Source organism: Dyadobacter luticola (assembly GCF_005860805.1).
In the GTDB taxonomy this organism is placed as follows: domain Bacteria; phylum Bacteroidota; class Bacteroidia; order Cytophagales; family Spirosomataceae; genus Dyadobacter; species Dyadobacter luticola.
On sequence record NZ_VCEJ01000002.1, the window covers coordinates 1,334,718 to 1,355,184 of the forward strand.

The following is a 20,467-nucleotide window of genomic DNA, read 5'->3' on the forward strand; positions in this document are numbered from 1 at the left end:
CAATAATTAGCTACGCGAATTACTGAACCAGCAGCTTACCCGAAGTTTCTTTATCCCCGTTTTTGAAGCGATAATAATACATACCCGCCGCAAAATTCACCCGAATTGCAGTTTCCGTTTCAAAAGGTTTCACAAGCAATTTCCGACCGGCGGCATCGAAAAGTGTGAATGTTGATGCGCCCGAGAGTTTCGTAGAAACTTTTACAAATTCCCTGGCCGGATTAGGCGAAACCTGCAGCCAATCTACCGGCTCCTGCCCCACCCCCAAAATCGGATCGACAACTACCTCTGTATTTGCTTTTGCCTGGCATCCGTAAGTATTCGTCGCGACCACTTCGTAAATCCCCGCGTTGACTACCTGTGCATTTGAAATCAAAACCGTCTGCAAATTTGATGAAAAATTGCTCGGGCCGGTCCAACTGTATGTATCTCCGCCTTTTGCACTCAATTCGATTGTTGAGCCCTCGAAGTACGGGCCTGTGTTCGAAGCGGTTGCCACAGGTAGCGGCAGGGAGACGACGGATTTGGTGATCGTAGAATCGGGGCTTCCAGTGACTTTGCAGGTGGCAGAGATTTGCATGGTCGTGCTCGGTCTCACAGAAATGCTGTTCCCGGTTTCGCCGGTCGACCAGCTGATTGCTCCCGGACAACCTGCGGCCGTGAATGTGACAATCTCTCCCAAACAAACACTGTCAGCCGATTGCGAAACCCGGAAGATTTTGGGTGAAGTCGATTCGAGATTCCACTCATATTTCCAAAACCGCACATTTTCAGCATTATCGCTGCGGCTGATTTGGGTCGTATCAAAAACTGTTGCTGTAAGTTTTGCGTAAATATCAATACTGTCTCCCGAAATTTTCACTTCGTCTACATTTTCAGCGAGCGACTTGTCATTTAATAGCCAATTCACTTTCAAAGTATTCGGCTCCGGCCTGACCAGATTCAGCTTAAAAGTTTTTTCAGCCCCGACATTAACAATACCCTCCGCATCCGGTTCCAACTTTTCAACCGGATTCACCACCGACAAAATCCGCTCGACCGTAGCTTCCCTGCAGACAGCGCAAAACTGCTGGTTCAGCAACTCCATCAAACACGCGAGGTCTGTCGGCTTGTACCATTTCGAAGACACCGAATCCGTGCCATGCTTATGAATACCAATACCGCTGGAATTTAGCCAGTTACGCCACTTAATCGTCATCGGATTGCTATTAGCCGTCATATTTGGCGCCTCCCAGCCGTACTGCGGGCCAGCCCAGTATTCATCATTCAAAGACGAAAAAGTATGCCCGATTTCATGCACGCCGATCAGGTCAGCCTGCTCATGCAAAGTATGGACTGCAATAGAACCGCCCGAGCCGCCGTAAAATTTAGTATTTGCCAAAACAACCGCCAGATCATATTCCGGGAAATTTGATGACAGTACATTGAATGCGATGCCAAAATCAATCGTCACAAGTCGGTGAATACCCGTGCCGAAAGTGCCCTTATAGTAAGTATCTTTTTGGTTGACTGGCTGGTCGGGATAAGCATCGGGCGCGGTGCCGGGATTGGTAATGCCACTATCCTTTGACGGCGTGGAAATGGAGAAGAAGTTGAAATAATTTTTGTAATGATCATAAGGCGAATAGCTTAGGAAAAAGTCGGCAAACTTTTTGGCCTCGGCCCTGAATGTTGGCATTTCGGCTTCCGTAAATCCGTCACCCAAAATCACAATGTTGACCCGGTTATTGAGCGCGCCGGTTTTATACAAAGTATCGACCGGAAATTTCTGTGCAAAACCGCTGCAAACCGACAACAAAACACATAGTGTGGTAAAAATTGCTTTCATATTTTTAATTCAAGTGTATAAATTTTTACGGAACCTCTTTCAGGTGTGACGCTGTAAAACTCGATCCGCTCCATCGTTTTATCTTCCTGAAAACGGACCAGTAATGTACCCTCCTTTGCTTCCTGGGCACTTTTACTCAACTTTCCATCCTCATGCGGCACTTCCACCAATTTATATAGCGGATGTTCGAAGACCATTTCGGTTTCCAGTCGGTTGGAATTATAGCGGGGAATTACTTTGATCTGGTAGGGATAGTCTACTGCCGGGCGCAGGTTTTTCATTTTACCATTTCCCGATGTCGCGCTGACGAGCTTCACTTTTTCGGGCTTGCCTTCGCTGATTTTTAAATTCAAAAAAATGATGTGCTCTTCTTTACTGCTATCGTAGCCGGAAATCTCACGCACATTTAAAACGGATTGGCTGGAAGCACATCCAAGAATTGCAAGGCAGGCAAAAAGGGGGAAAAGCTGTATCAGTTTAAGCATGTGATGAAGAAAATCGCTTGCAGTAAAAATACATTTTTGAAAATGATTTTCACAGCAAGCGATCGGTTTCCTAATCTTGATTAGCAGCTATTTTAGTTGTTATAATGTGCTTTAACCAGGCAAATTTTCCCCTCTTCATCCAGCTGCATGAATTCACCGGATTTTCGGTTGCTGACGCTCGTGTAATAAAGGATTACGGAATCGATGCCGACGAGGATTTCGTTCAGATCGAAATGTAAATCGGGGTAAGCGTTCAGGCCGCGGGCAAAGTATGCCTCCAATGTGGGTTTGTCGGTAATCAATCCATCATCATTCATTCCCAGCCTTATAATGTAGGGCGAGTAAAACTGAATGTTGTCGGAATAGTGGCCCATGATGGCAGACAGATCGTGGCTGTTCCAGGCTGCAATCCACTCCTGCGCAAAGGAGTGCGCTGCTTCTTCGGTGATTTTCATGAAGTTATCAGGCTTTAAATGTGGAAATCCATCTTCTGTGATAATTGATTTGCCCGGTATGATAGGACAAATGTGTCAGCAAATGTTGCAGGACCAACCCTACATTTTGCTCCGGAAACATATTCAGCACGTCGCGCGGAAATTCAGCACGCATTTGCGCTTCGTCCAGTTTTTCAATGGTTTCGGGAATGTAGCGAATGAGCAGATCCACTTCGTCCAGCAATTGATCTTTGGTAAAATACCGCCTGGTAAACTCGGCATCCCGGTCACGTACGTACGGCACTGAACCCAATGTGAGCGCAATGTAAGTCCGCAGATTTCCGATCAGATGCTGGCAAAGATTACCGCCGGAGTTGATGGTCCCGGGCAAAGGAACCCAGAGTGATTCTTCCGTCGGATACTGCTCAATTTCTCCCCTGAGTTTTTTCAAATCCCTCACATAGAGCGTAATGCATGCTTCTTTAATCATGATTAACAGATATGGTTGCTTCTTCTAACTTCCTTTTTTCCAGGCGGTAACCCATATTTACCAGAAACACGCCGCTGACGGTCACGCCAAATGCGAGCAAAGTCATCCAGCTGATTTTTTCGTCCAAAATTAAAAACCCGAGGGTTAATGCGACCAGCGGATTAATGTAAGCGTAAATCGAAACGAGTCCGGCCGGCAGCCGGTCCATGGCATAGACAAAAGAACCGAAAGCCAGGATCGAGCCGAAAAATATCAGGTACAGCAGCGCCAGCAGCGATTTGGTACCTATCACCGGCAAATGCGCCCAATCTTCGCTGATCAGACTCAAAACAAAAAGTCCAAGTCCGCCCGCCATCATCTGGATCGCGGCGTTGAAAAAAGAGTCGGTTTTGGGGACATATATCTTGGTATACAAACCGCCGAAGCACCAGAAAAAGCAGGAAGCCAGGGCGATGATCACGCCTTTTAAGGATTGGGGATCCTGGATATAATTAAGATTCCCCCTAAAAATCAGAAAAATACCGGCGACACCAAGCAGCATTCCGATTGCAATGCGGGAATTTATTCTTTCACCTTTTAAAAAAGTCGTGTTGATCGCGATGGTCAAAATCGGGACGGAGCAGTAGATTAAAGCGGCTAAGCCGCTGGGAATGAACTGTACCGACCAGCCTACGACGCCGGTACCCAAACAAATCATGAGCAAGCCGGGAATGATCTGCGCGCGGACATCCGGCCAGCGTATGTCGGTGAAGATGCTGGGAAACGTCTTTTTTTTGACACTGATGATCGTCAGCAAAACTAGTCCGGCGGTAAAATTGCGACAGCCCATGAAAAAGAATGCCGGGTAGCCCGAAACGCCGATGCGCGCCGCGATGAAAGTTGTCCCCCAGAAAAAACAAACCAGCCCCAATGCGATGTAGGCTTTTGTAATAGCATTCATGATTTCAAATTAGTACCCGACGAATTCGTCGTTCTAAATGTAATAAAACAGATTTGGAAATTCCCTGTCATTCAATCGTGCAAACAATTGATTTCAAGACTTGAAACCCTGTTGCACGGCTTTCGGGGCTACCTTTGCAAAAGCATTGAGATGATTTTGAATATGAAAATTGAAACCAAACATAACCCGCCTCACGATACCGACGATTGCTGCTCGCACGATTCGCCGAAAACTGTGGGAGCTGCAAATCATCAAACACACAAGCACGATCACGAGCACAGTGACGACGATGGACATGATCACGACCATGACCACGATCATGATCATGATGATGCAGGCGACGAGAGCATTCTGAAAAGTCGCTGGATGCTTTGGTTAAGTCTTGGCATTCTCACTGTATTTCTGGTTATCAGGTATATTTTAAAAATAGAAGTGAACCGTACTGCCGAATTTATTCTCATGGCGGTGGCCTATGTTTTGGCAGGAAATAAAACCATTGCTACTGCATTCAGACGTGTTCGCCGGGGCGATTTTTTCAATGAATTCACCTTGATGACCATCGCCACATTCGGTGCATTTTTCATTGGCGAGTTTAGTGAAGGTGTGGCCGTCATGTTGTTTTACGAAATCGGTGAATTGTTTCAGGACCTGGCAGTGAGCCGCTCGAAACGCTCGATTAAAGCTTTGCTGGACGTGCGGCCGGATAGCGTGACGGTGATCCGCGATGGAAAAAATGTGCAGGTAACCCCTAATTCTGTTAAAATCGAAGAAATCATTCTGGTAAAAGCCGGTGAAAAAGTAGCGCTCGATGGCACACTGGTCTCGCCGACAGGCACATTCAACACCGCCGCACTGACCGGCGAGTCCAGACCGGATGTGATCCGGGAAAATGAGGCCGTGCTGGCCGGGATGATCAATACCGAGAAAACCGTAGAGGTGAAAGTGAAATCGTTGTTCAAGGATTCGAAATTGTCGCGGATCCTGGAAATGGTGCAGGAGGCTACGGCCCGCAAGGCACCTACACAGCTGATGATCAGTCGCCTGGCAAAAATTTATACACCGATCGTTTTCTTCCTGGCGGTCATCATTATTCTGGTCCCTTACTTTTTTGTTGCGAATTATAATTTCAATGACTGGCTCTACCGCGGAATGGTTTTCCTCGTCATCGCCTGCCCTTGTGCACTCACGATCTCTATCCCGCTCGGCTATTTCGGGGGAATCGGGCTGGCTTCCAGAAACGGGATACTGATCAAAGGATCCAACTTTCTGGATGTAATGACCAGGATCGATACGCTTGTTTCTGACAAAACCGGCACATTGACCAAAGGCGTTTTTAAAGTCCAGAAAATTGAAACCGCGCTGGATCAAAATGAATTTGTCAGGATCGCAGCCTCACTCGAAAGTTACTCCACGCACCCGGTGGCCAAAGCGGTGGTGGCACATGCCGGGAATATCACATTGAGCAAACCCAGTGATGTGGAAGAGATTTCAGGTCATGGATTAAAAGGCCAGCTGGACGGAAAAACGGTTTTGGCAGGAAACCTGAAATTGCTGCAAAAATTCAAAATTCAATTCCCGGAAACACTTTCCAACATTCCCGAGACGATTGTGGTACTTGCCATCGATGGAAAATATGCGGGTTACCTGACGATCGCCGACGAAGTGAAAGAAGATTCTGCCGAAATGGTTTCCGAGTTGAAAAAGCTGGGCATTGAAACAATCATGCTGTCGGGAGATAAAACAGAAGTTGCCACGCATGTAGCCAAGCAGCTGGGTATCAGTCAAAGTTTTGGAAACCTGCTGCCGGAAGACAAAGTGAATGTTGTCCAAAAACTAAAAGACGAAGGCAAGCGGATCGCATTTGTTGGCGACGGCGTAAATGATGCGCCGGTAATTGCCCTGGCGGACGCGGGTATTGCGATGGGCGCGATGGGTTCCGACGCTTCCATCGAAACCGCCGACGTTGTAATCCAGAATGACCAGCCGAGCAAGATCGTATCGGCGATCCGTGCCGGAAAAATCACCCGTAGTGTAGTTTACCAAAACATTTCACTTGCCATGGCGGTAAAGCTGGCGGTGATGGCGCTGGGCGCTGGCGGCGTCGCAACATTGTGGGAAGCCGTCTTTGCCGACGTCGGCGTGGCCATGCTCGCTATCCTCAATGCATTCCGCATTCAGGGCAAGAAAATCTAGCATTTGCCTTTTAGTAAAAAAACAAAAGCTGCCCGGCCAAATCGAACATGGCCGGGCACTTTCACTTCTTTTTCACACTAGTTGTGGTGCCGGAGCCTGATCACGATACAGATCAGAAAAAGCACCACAAAAAGAAAAAACATGTTTCCATAGGCTGTAATCAGCCTCACTACTCCCTCTCCCGAGAGAAATAGTTCCAGTGGGACCATACCGCTCATGGCTAGACGATGGGTGTGGATTTGATACCTGCTGCTTTTTCGAGCGCGATGGTGACGCGCTCGATTCTGTCGACATTCCCGCGGCTTCGGTCTGAAACCGCCTGCGCTACCGAAGTGAGATAATCACTTCCAAGTTTGGTGTTGAAAAACGGGTCACGTGCTGCCAGCACGCCGCGCCAATTTTTCCCAACAATCGCTCTTGATTTGATAAACCGGATGAGCAGACGCTCTTTGATGGATGGACCGGCTTTTACTGATACTGGGGACTCTACTCGTCTCATATATGAAAATGCTATAAGTGTGCGGCTTTTTTGTAATTTGCGTATTACGAAATTAGCGTATACAAAGGTATAATATTTTCATTACAAAGTCTAAAATTTTATATACTTAATTTAAAGCAATGTCGATAACCGGCCAAAGAATTAAGAAATACCGTGAATTGAAAGGACTGAGCCAAGACGAACTGGCGAGGAGAATTGACAGACCCGGTAAACAATCTATCTCACACTGGGAAACTGGAAGAAGCGAACCTTCGCTGGCAGAAGTCAGAAAATTGGCGGAAGTGCTTGATGCAACCGTGGCGCAGCTCGTAGGAGAAGCGCCGATGTTCGAGGAGCCGCGGGAGCAGTATATCATGGTTAAAAAAGACGACCTGATAGATCTGCAAAGAAAGGTATTAGAGAAAGAGCAAGAGCGGATCAAATCTCTCGAAGAGCAGCTTAAAGAGGCACTTTCAAATGTGGAAGACGCCACATTTGAAGAAATCCCTGATGCAAAAACGCAGTCATCACGCAAAGAAATTGGCGCTCCCAAGAAAAACAAGGATGAGGAAAATCAGGCCTGACAATTAGCCAAGACTCATTTTCTTCCTGAATAACATACTGAAACCCGCTGCACAGGCGAAGCTCAGTACCACCAAAATAAACCAAAGTACGTCATATCCCCATCGGCCGGCCACGAAACTTCCAAGGGTCGGCCCGATGATGGACGCCGCTGATTGTGAGACGGAATAGGCCGCGGAATATTTGCCGCGGTTCAGTTCCGTCGCGCGGTTGATCACAAAGGTGCTGATATACGGAATCGCCAGCATTTCGCCTGTGGTGAAAAGCAGTACTGCCGCGGCTGCCAGGATGATCGGGAAAAGAAACGGCAGGATCAATGCTGTAAAAGCCAGTCCGCAGAAAACCGTCCCGGCCGTAATGTAAAATGCATCAGGGTGCCGGTTTCCCAGTTTTTGGATCAAAACCATTTCAAATATCGCGATCACCAGCCCGTTGCTGCCCAGCAAAATGCCGATCGTGGACTCGCCAATGTGCATTTCCTCTTTCCAATAAACCGGCGCCAGCCTAAAAAGCAGTACAAAGCAAACCATATAAATGGTCACCATCGCGAGGAACTTTACATAAAAAACGTCCTTCCAGGGCGACTTTCCCGGCATTTCTTCCTCGATCTTCAAAGCACCTTTGCGGATCTCCCGACCTTTGGAAAGCAGGAAAGCAATCAGCACGCCCGCCGACATATAGACCATACCGTCGACCCAGAAAAGCAGATGGTAATCGATCGCCGCCAGGATACCGCCCACGGATGTCCCGAATCCAAAACCTACGTTCATGGCCAACCGGTTAAGTGCATACGAACGGGTCAGGTTCGCCGGCGTGGAGTAGGACGCAATCGCCGTGCTGTTGGCAGGTTTGAAAGCTTCCACAAAAAATGCGAGAATAACCACGAGCGCACAAAGCGCTGCAAAGTCTTCGACCAGCCCGAACAATACGAAAAATACCCCGCTGAAAATGAGGCTGAAAATCTGCACCGGCCGGAAGCCGAATTTATCGGTAAAATAACCACCTGCCATCGCGCCCAGCACCGAGCCTACCCCGAACAATGTAATGATCAAACCGGCGTCTGTGATGCTGCGGTGCAGGTTTTGGGTAATGTACATGCTCATAAATGGCACCGCCATATAACCACAACGGTTGATGAGGATGACGAGGCTCAGCAACCAGGTTTCCCGGCTCAGGCCAGTGAATGATACACGGTAACTTTCAATTATTTTCTTAAACATAATGCTATTTCCGGGCCGCAAAGCTCACAACAAATCCTTGATAATGTTCACACTTTCTTCCAGTTCTTCGAGGGTAGAAGACGCAAACCCGAGCCTGACAGAATTCCGGGAACCGTCTGCAAGCTGGGTCAACGAGCCGTCGGCCATATATAAATCGTGCTTTAAGGCGTTGGCTGCCAGTTTTTTAAGATCGATATGGTCGTCAAATTTCGTCCAGACCGACATTCCGCCGTCTGGAATGTGAAAGTTGACTTTTCCTTCGAGTTTTGTTTTTAATAAATCACAAAAAAAGTCCCGCCGCTGTTTGTAAACGCGTACCGATTTTCGCAAATGTCTCTGTATCACACCGGTTTGCAACAGTTCTGCCATCGCATTTTCCAGCATTTGATCGCCCTGTCGGTCGATAATGCGGCGAAGCAGCGCGAGCTGTGAAATAAAATCTTCCGGACCGATCAGGTAACCGATCCGGAAAGCGGGTGAAATGGTTTTGGTAAATGATCCGCAATACAGCACCATACCCGCCTGGTCAGCGCCGGCGAGCGGCAGCAGCGGCTTGCTCAGGTAATGAAAATCGTAGTCATAATCATCTTCAAAAATCACGAAACCATATTTTTCCGACAGTTTCAAAAGCCTGATCCGCCGATCCGCACGCAGCGCGACAGTCGTAGGATAATGGTGGTGAGAAGTGACATACAGCATCCGGATCGGCTCTTTCTCACACAATTTTTCCAATTCATCGATGATCAATCCGTGCTCATCCACCGGCAGGTTGATTACCTCCGCCCCAGCCTGCACAAAATTCATATTTGCCCCAAACCAACCAGGCGAATCCACCGCAACCCTATCTCCGGGCCGCAGCAAAGCCGTGCTGGCCAGATGCATTCCCATAATCACACCCCTGACGATCAGAATGTTATCAGCCGATATTTTCAGTCCGCGTGTCTCATTTAAATGAATCGCCAACTCCTGTCTCAGCCAGCTTGCCCCTTTGGTATCGCCGTAGCCGAGCCGCATATAGGGGTTACCATGTAATAACTGGCTGCGGTAAGCCCGCGAAAGTTCTTCCAGCGGCGCGAGGCGCGGGTCGGGAAAGCCATCGTCCAAATGCAGCCGCGTACCCGATTTCAGAACCGGCCGATTCAGATGTACCAATCTTTCAAATTGAAAACCAGCCTTTTTCAATGTCTGATCCGAAGCTTGCCCGCTCGGCACCATCGGCACCGGCCCGACTTCCGGCAAATGATTCGCCACGAATGTTCCATTTCCGGTATGACTTTCCAGCCAACCCTGCGCGAGCAACTCATCGTAAGCCTGCACCACAGTGCGCCGGTGCACATTCAATGCCGCCGCAAGCTGACGGGTACTCAGCAGCCGGAACCCCGGCGCAAGCGTCCCCGCCTTGATCAGCGACGTCAGTTGATTGGCGATCTGCAAATAAACCGGCAGCTTATCAGACTTTTCGACGGCCAGCAAAGTAGACAGCACCTGCATGAATGGACTATTTATATTTAAAATATTGGATCATTTGACTCGTCCAATTTCCACATAATTTTGTAAAAAACAAAAAGCCATGCAGCAAACACCTCCCCACCTCACACCCAGCCGCCTCGCAAAACGCGCTACGCAAGATTATGATATCGTATGTTCCATCTTGGACGAAGCGCTTTTTTGCACAATCAGCTATTCCGTTGACGGTCAGCCATTTTCTATTCCCACTGCATTCGTCCGCTACGATGACAAAATATACATTCACGGCTCGGTCGGCAGCCACTTTTTAAGAGAAATCGAAAAAGGTATCCCGGTTTGTATCTCTGTTATGCTGGCGGATTCGCTCGTGGTAGCCAAATCGGCATTCAGTCATTCAGTCAATTACCGGTCGGTTACGATTTTTTCAAAAGCAGAGAAAATCGAGGATTTTGAAACGAAAAGAGCTGCCTTTGAGTGGCTTACGAACAAAATTGTACCGGATAGTTGGGACTACCTGCGCCCGATGACGGATAGTGAGGTAAAAAAAACGACGGCGCTGGCATTCTCTTTCGATGAATCCGTTGCCAAAACAAGGTCCGGCATGCCGAAGGACGAGCCGGAGGATCTGGAACTGCCAATTTGGTCGGGCATCATCCCTATTCCACCCAAAAGATTGGCGCCGATCGCGGATGAGACGAGCGAAAATATTCCTTTGCCCAAACATTTACAGTATAACGTGCAACCTTGACACTTAATAAGGCATCTTTCGGTCAAAATCAGAGATGCCAGATTTATTTCAAACATTGCGCCCCATGACAGGAAAGGAACTTTTTGACCGCTATCAATTGGCCGCTCTCGTAAAAGGCCTGGGTTCACAGGAATTTAATTACGGAAATGTTTTATACCAGGCGTTGCAGCTGGAAGGAGAAGAAAAAGTTTTTCAGTTGCTCGAAACCGCCGAAACTACCGGAAAACGCATCGCGCTGGGTTATTCCACCCGTACCCATGACAGCCGGAATGATCCCGATATGGCATTTTTAGTTTAATCTCATACAGGCAATGTTAAAAAATCGAGGCTGCTCCGAAAGAGGCGGCCTCAATTTTTTTTTGCCATACCCGAAAGCCGGTGACCGATAATTTTTCCTTTTAAAAAAGACCTGTTTCCTTTGATAGTGAGAACTAAAAGAGGGGATTTCTCCTAAAAATCAATGCTGGAATTATTGACTGTCCTGGCTTTCTTCGGCTACATCTACTACCTGAGAAACTATGCTGATCTGCGTACAAAAGCGGAAAAAGAAGAAGCTGCGCTGGCAGAAGGGATTTTAATGTTTCAAAATCAAAAGCTGGACGAAGCCTACCGCTATTTCGACAAACGCATCCAGGACAAGCCGAAGTCCAGCATTGCTTACCTGTATCGTGGACTTTGCAAGGAGGCGCTGGGTAATAGTCAGGATGCCTTGCAGGACATTCAAATGGCTGTAAGTCTGGACGATACATTCTTCAAGATCCAACTTGAACTCGGCAGGTTACTGTTTGAAAACGACAACTTTTCCTTAGCCCTGACCGCGCTCAACAAAGCAGTTACACTCGGCGAAAACCGCCACCCCGAAGCATTCCGCTGGCGTGGACAAACCTACCTGAAACTGCATCAGGACGAAGAGGCCTGGGAAGATTTCGCGACGGAAAAGCAGATCGCAGCGGAGCAAGCAAAAAACGGCGGTCTTCCGAAAGTCGAGGTTAAAGCTCCATTCTTAGACCGCCGCCTCATCGCCAGCATGACATTGGTCTTATTCACCAGCGCGGTGGTGGTTTCCGCCATCAAAAACGCCGAAAGTGTACACCTACCCTATCTCGTTGCTGTCTTTTCCGCCATCTCCATCGGCTTCGCCGAACCCAGAAAAGGCTGGCTGCTGGCAATCATGCAAAGTTTACTGGTGCTATCCGCCTATCTCCTCTTCACCAAAGCCCCGGAAAGCAGCGCGCAGAAAGAATTGGAAAGTTTCAGCCTGTACGGCTCAATTATCCTAACTTTCGCGGCCAGTTTCCTGGGCGGGTTTTTGAAGCGGGCGTTTAGTATGAAGTAGAAGGTCTTGATTATGAAGACCTTCTACTTCCAAATACTATTTCTTAATCAAAATTTTGTGCGAACTCTGTGTACCATCCATATGCGAGACAACCAGAATGTAAGTCCCCCCAACGAGGTCGGTCACACTCATTTCCGTTTCCCCCGCCTGTGAGCTCCGCACTTCTCTACCCAGCGCAGAGAAAAGCTGCAAATTTGCAACCGGCGACGATTCACTCGATCTTACCGTCAACCTATCAGAAACCGGATTCGGATAAATCATAACCGGATCATTTTTCAAAGTTTTCACTCTCACCGTCTCGGCAGTTTTCTCCTCTGGAACCGGCCCAACACCTCCGCCAGAAAGGTACGACGGCAAGTAACGCCAAGGTCCATACGTCTGCCCCGTCAGCGCCAAAACAGGATCATATTTGACCCGCGCCCGCACCTTGGTAGCCGCTCCCTGCTTGGCGATCACATTCTTCAACTCCGCCCCGCTCAAACCCAAACTCGCATAAACATTCTGCGAACCTGATGATTGCGTACTATGCGTAATCACATTGTCTGCCCCTTTTGAGAATCCCTGGCCTTTTGGCTTCGTTTCCCATACAAGCTTGCCTTTATTTCCGCCTAGGAATGATTTTGTAAAGAGGCCTGCTCCGAAGTTGTTTGGGGGGAATTGGTTGTGGTTGATCGGAGTTGCTAGGTCGGAGTTGTAGAGGCGGAGGTTGTTCTGTAAAATACCGTTCTTATTGCCGTAGTAGATGTATGCTGCTCCCTCAGCATATTGTCCGTTGCTATATCCAGACGCGCCAATTATTAGATCACTATACCCATCTCCATCAACATCCCCACCACCAGAAACATCACTACCAAGAAAAGCACCTGCCATTTTTCCTTGTACCTTAAAAACATTTTGGTAATTCAAGCCAAGCGTAGAACCGTAATAAATATAAAATGCTCCCTCATCTGTTTGCGAATTTACTGGATTAGACTGAGGAACTGCGTCGTCGGCATAGGCACCAACCACTATGTCGGCATAACCATCACTATTCAAGTCCCCAGCATGGGACACTGAATACCCCATTTGATTATAGGCTTGATCAGTAGATAAAATCGTAGGTGCTCCCAAGTCAACTCCTAGTGCCGAACCATAATAAAGTTTGATTTTAGCAGTTGATAAATTGCCCATATCGTCCAAATTAAAAGGAAGCCCAACTACAATGTCGTCAAACCCATCACCATTTACATCTCCTGCGGAAGAAATACCGTCAGTAAACTGGCCACTAGACTGCTCTATCAGCGTTGGCTCTTTTTTAATTCCAAGAGCAGACCCATAATATAAAAGCACTGCTCCAATATCATTGGCAGAATAGTAGTCTGAGACAATAAGAATATCATTATAACCGTCACCGTTGACATCACCACCACTTGAAACAGCAGTACCCATTAAAGCATTAGTTTGGTTGGCCTCAAGAATTTCTATACTGCCGAGATCTGCCCCAGCTGAGGAACCATAGACAATAATAACCCCGCCTTCATTTATTTGACCGTTGGTGTAATTTGTAACACCTACCAACACATCGCCATAACCATCAGAGTTGATATCTCCAGCGTTAGATACCGAATATCCTGCGGAAGCACCTACTTGATCACCCTCAATCTTAGTGTAGCTATTTGAGTTAATTCCTGAAGATGAGCCATAGTAAATAAATGCAGCTCCTTCGCCAGTCTCGGAATTCGAAAACCTAGGCGCTCCAACAATGATATCTCCATACCCATCGCCATTTACATCTCCTGCCGATGAAACAGAGACGCCAAAACTTGAATCACTCTGATCAATATCGAGCACTGTTACTAATGAAAAGTTTGGACCCAAACTAGACCCGTAAACGATAAAAACCGCTCCTTCATTTATTTGACCGTTGTCATAATTATACGCGCCAGCTATAAGATCCGAATAGCCATCCCCATTTATGTCACCTGCGATGGCTACTGAACTCCCCATTCTTGCTCCCTTTTGATGCGATTCAAAAATATTGATAACTAAATTGGGGGAACTAGTCACCCCTCCCATCCAAACAAACGCCGCCCCTTCATCCGCCTGCCCCTTATCATATAAATGCGCCCCAACAACCACGTCACTATACCCATCCCCATTTACATCACCCGCACTTGCTACCGCCCAGCCCATTTGTGCATTGGTTTGGTTACTTTCCAAAGTCGAGGCGGCATTAGCGGAAATCCCGTTTGCGGATCCTTGAAATATAAATGCGCCGCCCTCGTCGGTTTCGCCTTTGTCATACAAGTTGGCCCCAATAATGATATCGGCATAACCGTCACCATTTACATCGCCGGCCGAGTTAACAGAGTACCCAAACTGCGCATTGGACTGGTTAATTTCCAACTGCTTCTTGCTGTTGACATTAAGGCCCGCTGCCGAACCCAGGTACACAAATGCAGCGCCTTCATTGGTCTGCTCATTGTCATATAGGTAAGCTCCCACTACAACATCACCATAACCATCCCCATTGACATCCCCGGCAAAAGAAACAAATGCACCAAAATAGCTGGTTGCCTGGTTGCTTTCAAGTATGGTAGCCACATTAGGGCTCACGCCGAGCGCAGAGCCATGGTAAATAAGCGCTGTGCCTTCATCTACTTCCCCTTTGTCGTAAAGATAAACGCCCACAATAATATCACTGTAACCATCACCATTCACATCGCCAGCGCTGCTCGCTGTATAGCCCATACGTGCCTCCGCCTGGTTGCTTTCCAATGTTGTCGCGGCATTTGGATTTATTCCGGTTGCCGAACCATGATACACAAATGCAGCGCCTTCGTTGGTTTGTCCCTTGTCGTACAGGACGGCGCTGACCACCACATCGCTAAATCCGTCCGCGTTCACATCCCCGGCTAAATTAACTGAAATACCAAAACGCGCTTCTGCCTGGTTGCTTTCCAAAACCATTGCCGGATTCGCCGAAAGACCATTGGCAGAACCATGATAAATAAAGGCCGCCCCTTCGTTGGCTTGCCCTTTATCATAATAAGATGCGCCGACAATGATGTCGCCGTAACCATCCTTGTTCACATCACCCGCCAACGCAGCCTTGCCGCCGAACTGCGCTTCGGCTTGGTTGCCCTCCAAAATCATTGCCGGGTTGACAGATATCCCGTTGGCCGAACCATAATGCACAAACACGGCGCCTTCGTTGGTTTCGCCTTTGTCATAAAGCGGCGCACCGATGATCACATCGCTGTAACCATCGCCATTTACGTCGCCCGCGCTGGATACCGAGCGACCGGCATTGGCACCGGCCTGGTTACTTTCCAGCGTCGTGTTGGCATTTCCCGGGTTACCATTGGTAATAATCGGATCGATCGTTACTGGGAACATCGCGCTGGCTACATCCACCTTAATCACGATCCGCTCATTCTGGTATGCCAAAGTTGCATCCAGCGCTTTGCCATGACTGTCCCAGCATTTTAAATCATTATAAATCAGGCGTGTAATTTTCTTTCCATCTTTGTTTTCTGAATAAAAATACAGTTCATTATCCTGCTGATCACGGACTTTGAGGCCATCGGCGGCAAGCCTGACTTCCAGGGATTCAGTAACGTCGGGTGCTTTGTCGATGATGAAGTTTTGCCTGACGCCGTATTTCGAATTGATATATTGCTCCGTAAATCCGCGTGAATGAATGTCCAACTGGTTTTCGTGATTGCTCACTTCCGCAGTTTGCTCCGGCGCATATAATTTCTGACCGTTTGCATAAACGCCTGCGGTGGTCAGGTGCAGCTGAAAGTTCTGACCCGAGGAATCGACCCGGTTATGAATTGACAATTTTCCCGGCTTATAATAAGCGCGCAAATTCTGCTTGCGGTTGGGGCTTTGCAGCGATTGTTTCTGTTCATCAAAGGAAATGTGGTACTCCCGCTTCTCCAATCCCTCCTGCAATTGGGACACCGTATTCTGCGGAATGTCAGGCTTCCCGGAGTCGGATTCAAGTTTTCCCGGCTTATTTTGAGTTTTCCAGGGGTGATCTGCAAACTGATACAGCAGCCCAACAATGACCATCGCCAGCAAAAGCAATGATCCGGATTTGTACGTGTGTTTCATTTGATAGGGATTTTTTGTTTTAAAAAATTTGACAACTGAAAGCCCCGGAGGCCTCTTATCAAATGTTGCACATTACATTCGTCCTCACGGGAAGCGTTTAACCATCGGCGGAAATGAGTGATCCTGCGGCGAATGAGCTGTTACTAATTTGCCCTATCTTTCGAATCATTTCATTACCCATGAAAGCGCATTGATGGTCAAACTTTTACGGATTTTATTGGTCGGGTTGCTGTTGGCTTGTCTGTTTGGCGGGGCAGGGATTCGGAAATCGCCGACGGTGGTTTCAGAGAGTGTCCGACATTTCAAGGGAGATGCTGGAATGCTTGCGCTGAGTATTGAACGACTTAAAGTTGATGCTGAGCAAATCACTGATCATGATTCGAATTCGGTTGCGGCGGCGAAAGACGCGCTGGCCAAGAGCCGCCTGGCTTACAAGCGGATTGAGTATTTGATGGAGTATTTTTTTTCGGGTCCGTCGCGGATTTATAACCGCGCACCGAAACATGAAGTAGAGGAGCCTTTTATGGAGTATCAGGCGCCTGCTGGCCTTCAATATATTGAGGCAATGTTGTTTGATTCGCTGCCTGCGACACATAAACAGGAAATTTCGGACCAAATCCGGCTACTAAGTATTTCCGCTGAAAACCTAAACGCGCTTTTGTATCAATTTCCGGGGACAGATCAGCAAGTTTTGGAAAGCATGCGTTTGCAGTTGATCAGAGTTATTTCTTTAGGTATTACTGGCTACGATGCACCTTCCTTAAAAACTGGCGTGATGGAAGCGAAGGTATCGCTGGAAATCATCAGGGATGTTCTTTCGAATTCTTTTAAACAAAAAAACCTTACAGACAGCGTTGATTTTTATCTGAATCATTCCATTCAATACCTGAATGATTATAAAGAATTTGATTCTTTTGATCGGATGCATTTTCTTACCCGCTACGCTTTGCCGCTGCAAACACATTTTGGAAAGCTGACCCGGGATTTGAAACTCGAAATCAATACACACGGTGCGCTCAATTACCAGGCAAAACACATTTTTTCTCCGGATGCTTTTGATAAAAAATTCTTTTCTTCAAGTAAAAAAAATCCGTCGCCCGCTGAAATCGCTTTGGGTAAAAAGCTATTTTTTGACAAAAGATTGTCGGGTGATAACGGCCGAAGCTGTGCAACATGCCACAACCCCGCGCTACATTTTTCTGATGGTTTGCCCAAAAGCATTGGTTTTCAATCTAATACCTTCGTAAAGCGAAATGCACCCTCCCTACTTTATGCCGGTTTTCAGCACAATCAATTTTGGGACGGGCGGAGTAAAACGCTGGAAAAGCAGATTGAGACGGTAATTAAAGATCCTGCTGAGATGCATGGAAATATGGCAATGATCATGAAAAAGTTGAGTGCGGATAAAAGCTATCTTAATACATTCCATAAAGCTTTTCATCAAAAACCCGGTGAAAAAATCCGTGAAAAGCAAGTCTATCAGGCAGTTGCTGCTTATGTTGGCACATTAAGTCCGTTCAACTCCCGGTTTGATCATTATATGAATGGTGATGCGAAAGCGCTTACTGAAAATGAAATTCACGGTTTCAATGTGTTCATGGGCAAAGGTCAATGTGGAACCTGCCATTTTGCGCCACTTTTCAATGGTTTGATTCCGCCCGCCTACAAACTGACGGAATTTGAAATCCTCGGCACGCCTGCCAATGACCAGCTGGACGCCGCTTCGATAGATGGTGACGATGGCCGGTTTTCATTCTTTCAGATTCAATTTTATAAAAATGCCTTCAAAACGCCGACGGTCAGAAACGCAGCCGTGACGGCGCCGTATATGCACAATGGTGGTTTCAAAACATTGGAAGCCGTCATTGATTTCTACGATCGCGGCGGAGGTGCAGGGTTGGGCCTGGATTTTCCAAACCAAACGCTTTCATCCGCGCGACTCAATCTGACCGACCAGGAAAAACAGGATATAATCGCTTTTTTACACACTTTAACCGATCACTTATGAGAATCACTTTACACTCCATCCATTGCTACACGCACAAGAAACTGGCAATCAGCCTTCTAATGCTGATTGTCTGTTACCTGCCAGGTTACGCAGTACCTTCTGTCATCCGCGGGCCGTATCTGCAGGCTGCCACTCCGACGAGCATTGTGATCCGATGGCGCACGGACGAAGCTTGCGACAGTCGCGTGAAATTAGGAAGCTCAGTTGGGGGGCTTACCCAGATTGTCGACGATGCAAATTCGGTAACCGAACATGAAGTAAAGGTGACGGGGCTGACCGCAAATACCAAATATTTTTATTCCATCGGAACCTCACAAACGGTTTTACAGGGTAATCCCGACAATTTTTTCCAAACATTGCCACTACCTGGCACCATCCAGAAGTATCGGATCGGCGTACTCGGGGACTGCGGGAATAATTCTGTAAACCAGATCAATACGCGGGACCAGCTCATCAATTATCTGGGCAATAATTATTTGAATGCCTGGATTTTGCTGGGAGACAATGCCTATTCTTTTGGCAATGACGGAGAGTTTCAATCTAATTTCTTTAACATTTATAAAGATAATTTCCTGAGAAGAAGCCCCGTTTACCCAGCGCCGGGCAACCATGATTACGCTGACAATCCCACGCGACAGGATACGCACGTCATGCCGTATTATGATATTTTTACAATGCCAAAAAGCGGTGAGGCTGGTGGAGTAGCCTCAAATACAGAGGCTTACTATTCATTTGACTATGGCAATATTCACTTTCTTTCATTGGATTCATACGGCAGGGAGGATAATGCGAGCCGGCTTTACGATACGTTGGGCAAGCAGGTAAAGTGGATCAAACAGGATTTAGCGGCCAATAAAAATAAGGATTGGGTAGTGGCTTACTGGCATCATCCCCCATATACAAAAGGCTCGCATAATTCTGATACGGAGTCAGAATTGGTCAAGATCCGGACTGATTTTATCCGTATTCTCGAAAGAAATGGGGTCGATTTGATTCTCTGCGGGCATAGTCATGATTATGAACGCTCGAAGCTAATGCAGGGACATTATGGACTCGAAAATTCCTTCGATCCCGCAGTGCATAACCTCAGTAACTCGACTGGAAAATATGATGGAACACCTGATTCCTGCCCTTATGAAAAAACGTCAGCCAAAAATCAGGGGACGGTGTATGTGGTTTCCGGTTCGGCGGGGCAGCTCAGCGGCTCGCAGGCCAACTATCCCCACGATGGAATGCCATTTTCAGACGCAACCCACGGAGGAAGTATGCTGCTGGAAGTGGAAGGTAACCGGCTGGATGCCAAGTGGATCGGTGCAGACGGCGCCATTCGCGATCAATTTACACTGGCAAAGGATGTGAATGTCAAAAAGAACATTACGATTGTGGAAGGGAAAAATGCGACGCTGACTTCTTCCTATATCGGTAGTTATCAGTGGAGTACAGGCGGCAACACGCGATCGATCACTGTTTCGCCGAATGTGACCACCGACTACATTGTAAAAGACGGCAAGTCTTGCCTGGCTGATACATTCCATGTAACCGTATCGCCGCCGCTGCCAATTCGCCTGGTCTCATTTGATGGGATGGCGAACGAAAATAACCAGGTCAAAATCCACTGGATCACCAATTTTGAAGAAAATGCGGCACATTATCTGATCGAGCGCGCAGCGGACGGAAAATCTTTTACCGAAGTTGGGCTCATACAGGCTGTCGGGAATTCTTCGAAAGACATTACCTATTCATTTATAGATAGTCTGGCAGCTACCTTTCCGGTTGACCGATTTTATTACCGGCTCAAACAAGTCGACGAAGACGGTCGCTTTATGTATTCGCAAATGATTGTCGTTAAACTTAATACCGACTTCCCGGCTTTCAACTTACAGTTAATGCCAAATCCGGCAAATGGTAACGATATCACTTTGATGTTGAGCGCCTCAGAAAAAGTGAATGGCACGCTGGAAGTGTATGATATTTCGGGGAAACAAATTTTTAAGGAGGCCTTATCGATAACTCAGAGTACGAAATTACCTTTCCGTAAAGTTTTGCAGCCAGGCACTTACCTTTTCCGGTTTCGCTCGGACTTACACATGATTACCCGGAAGCTCGTGGTACATTGATTGGCGTAATTTTTTGGACATTTAAACAAATAATCACCTA

17 protein-coding genes are annotated in these 20,467 nt (G+C 47.4%); 7 read left to right on the plus strand and 10 right to left on the minus strand.

Going from position 1 to position 20,467, the window contains the following annotated elements:
- Positions 1 to 19: 19 nt before the first annotated feature.
- The 5 genes from FEN17_RS05635 to FEN17_RS05655 form a co-directional block, all read right to left on the minus strand.
- Positions 20 to 1,828, minus strand: coding sequence for a M64 family metallopeptidase (locus FEN17_RS05635; protein ID WP_138364300.1), 1,809 nt, complete (start codon positions 1,826 to 1,828; stop codon positions 20 to 22).
- The gene (locus FEN17_RS05640; protein WP_138364301.1) at positions 1,825 to 2,313 is read right to left on the minus strand and encodes a hypothetical protein; all 489 of its coding nucleotides are present in this window, start codon (positions 2,311 to 2,313) and stop codon (positions 1,825 to 1,827) included. Before FEN17_RS05640 ends, FEN17_RS05635 begins: the two co-directional genes overlap by 4 nt.
- 92 nt (positions 2,314 to 2,405) lie before the next feature.
- Complete coding sequence (locus FEN17_RS05645; protein ID WP_138364302.1) at positions 2,406 to 2,768, minus strand: nuclear transport factor 2 family protein; 363 nt, start codon at positions 2,766 to 2,768, stop codon at positions 2,406 to 2,408.
- A gap of 7 nt (positions 2,769 to 2,775) precedes the next feature.
- On the minus strand, positions 2,776 to 3,237 hold the full coding sequence (locus FEN17_RS05650) for a DinB family protein (protein WP_138364303.1): 462 nt from the start codon (positions 3,235 to 3,237) through the stop codon (positions 2,776 to 2,778).
- Positions 3,230 to 4,177, minus strand: coding sequence for a DMT family transporter (locus tag FEN17_RS05655; protein ID WP_138364304.1), 948 nt, complete (start codon positions 4,175 to 4,177; stop codon positions 3,230 to 3,232). Before FEN17_RS05655 ends, FEN17_RS05650 begins: the two co-directional genes overlap by 8 nt.
- 162 nt (positions 4,178 to 4,339) lie before the next feature.
- Here FEN17_RS05655 and FEN17_RS05660 point away from each other — a divergent pair, with 162 nt between their 5' ends.
- On the plus strand, positions 4,340 to 6,370 hold the full coding sequence (locus FEN17_RS05660) for a heavy metal translocating P-type ATPase (protein WP_138364305.1): 2,031 nt from the start codon (positions 4,340 to 4,342) through the stop codon (positions 6,368 to 6,370).
- 77 nt (positions 6,371 to 6,447) lie between these two features.
- Here FEN17_RS05660 and FEN17_RS27220 read toward each other — a convergent pair whose 3' ends face one another.
- Complete coding sequence (locus FEN17_RS27220) at positions 6,448 to 6,588, minus strand: hypothetical protein (RefSeq protein WP_171037845.1); 141 nt, start codon at positions 6,586 to 6,588, stop codon at positions 6,448 to 6,450.
- 2 nt (positions 6,589 to 6,590) lie between these two features.
- Positions 6,591 to 6,869, minus strand: coding sequence for a hypothetical protein (locus FEN17_RS05665; protein ID WP_138364306.1), 279 nt, complete (start codon positions 6,867 to 6,869; stop codon positions 6,591 to 6,593).
- 119 nt (positions 6,870 to 6,988) lie between these two features.
- On the opposite strand from FEN17_RS05665, the gene FEN17_RS05670 reads away from it, so the two are divergent.
- Positions 6,989 to 7,432 carry a helix-turn-helix domain-containing protein gene (locus tag FEN17_RS05670; protein ID WP_138364307.1) on the plus strand — a complete coding sequence of 148 codons (444 nt, stop codon included), beginning with the start codon at positions 6,989 to 6,991 and terminating at the stop codon, positions 7,430 to 7,432.
- 3 nt (positions 7,433 to 7,435) lie between these two features.
- Here FEN17_RS05670 and FEN17_RS05675 read toward each other — a convergent pair whose 3' ends face one another.
- Positions 7,436 to 8,650 (minus strand): MFS transporter, encoded by a 1,215-nt coding sequence (locus FEN17_RS05675; RefSeq protein WP_138364308.1) that lies wholly within the window; start codon positions 8,648 to 8,650, stop codon positions 7,436 to 7,438.
- Positions 8,651 to 8,674: 24 nt separating this feature from the next.
- The gene (pdxR, locus tag FEN17_RS05680) at positions 8,675 to 10,141 is read right to left on the minus strand and encodes a MocR-like pyridoxine biosynthesis transcription factor PdxR (protein ID WP_138364309.1); all 1,467 of its coding nucleotides are present in this window, start codon (positions 10,139 to 10,141) and stop codon (positions 8,675 to 8,677) included.
- Between the two features lie 79 nt (positions 10,142 to 10,220).
- On the opposite strand from pdxR, the gene FEN17_RS05685 reads away from it, so the two are divergent.
- The 3 genes from FEN17_RS05685 to FEN17_RS05695 all read left to right on the plus strand — a co-directional run bounded on the left by FEN17_RS05685 (position 10,221) and on the right by FEN17_RS05695 (position 12,201).
- On the plus strand, positions 10,221 to 10,865 hold the full coding sequence (locus FEN17_RS05685) for a pyridoxamine 5'-phosphate oxidase family protein (protein WP_138364310.1): 645 nt from the start codon (positions 10,221 to 10,223) through the stop codon (positions 10,863 to 10,865).
- A 64-nt stretch (positions 10,866 to 10,929) separates the two neighbouring features.
- Positions 10,930 to 11,163 (plus strand): hypothetical protein, encoded by a 234-nt coding sequence (locus FEN17_RS05690; protein ID WP_138364311.1) that lies wholly within the window; start codon positions 10,930 to 10,932, stop codon positions 11,161 to 11,163.
- Between the two features lie 162 nt (positions 11,164 to 11,325).
- Complete coding sequence (locus tag FEN17_RS05695) at positions 11,326 to 12,201, plus strand: tetratricopeptide repeat protein (protein ID WP_138364312.1); 876 nt, start codon at positions 11,326 to 11,328, stop codon at positions 12,199 to 12,201.
- Positions 12,202 to 12,237: 36 nt separating this feature from the next.
- Here the strand turns inward: FEN17_RS05695 and FEN17_RS05700 are convergent, their stop codons facing one another.
- Positions 12,238 to 16,302, minus strand: a complete 4,065-nt coding sequence (locus FEN17_RS05700) for an FG-GAP-like repeat-containing protein (protein ID WP_138364313.1) — start codon at positions 16,300 to 16,302, stop codon at positions 12,238 to 12,240.
- Positions 16,303 to 16,495: 193 nt separating this feature from the next.
- On the opposite strand from FEN17_RS05700, the gene FEN17_RS05705 reads away from it, so the two are divergent.
- Positions 16,496 to 18,310 carry a cytochrome-c peroxidase gene (locus FEN17_RS05705; protein ID WP_229208701.1) on the plus strand — a complete coding sequence of 605 codons (1,815 nt, stop codon included), beginning with the start codon at positions 16,496 to 16,498 and terminating at the stop codon, positions 18,308 to 18,310.
- Complete coding sequence (locus FEN17_RS05710) at positions 18,307 to 20,427, plus strand: metallophosphoesterase (protein ID WP_138364314.1); 2,121 nt, start codon at positions 18,307 to 18,309, stop codon at positions 20,425 to 20,427. The genes FEN17_RS05705 and FEN17_RS05710 overlap by 4 nt, the downstream gene beginning before the upstream one ends.
- The last annotated feature ends 40 nt before the right edge of the window (positions 20,428 to 20,467 follow it).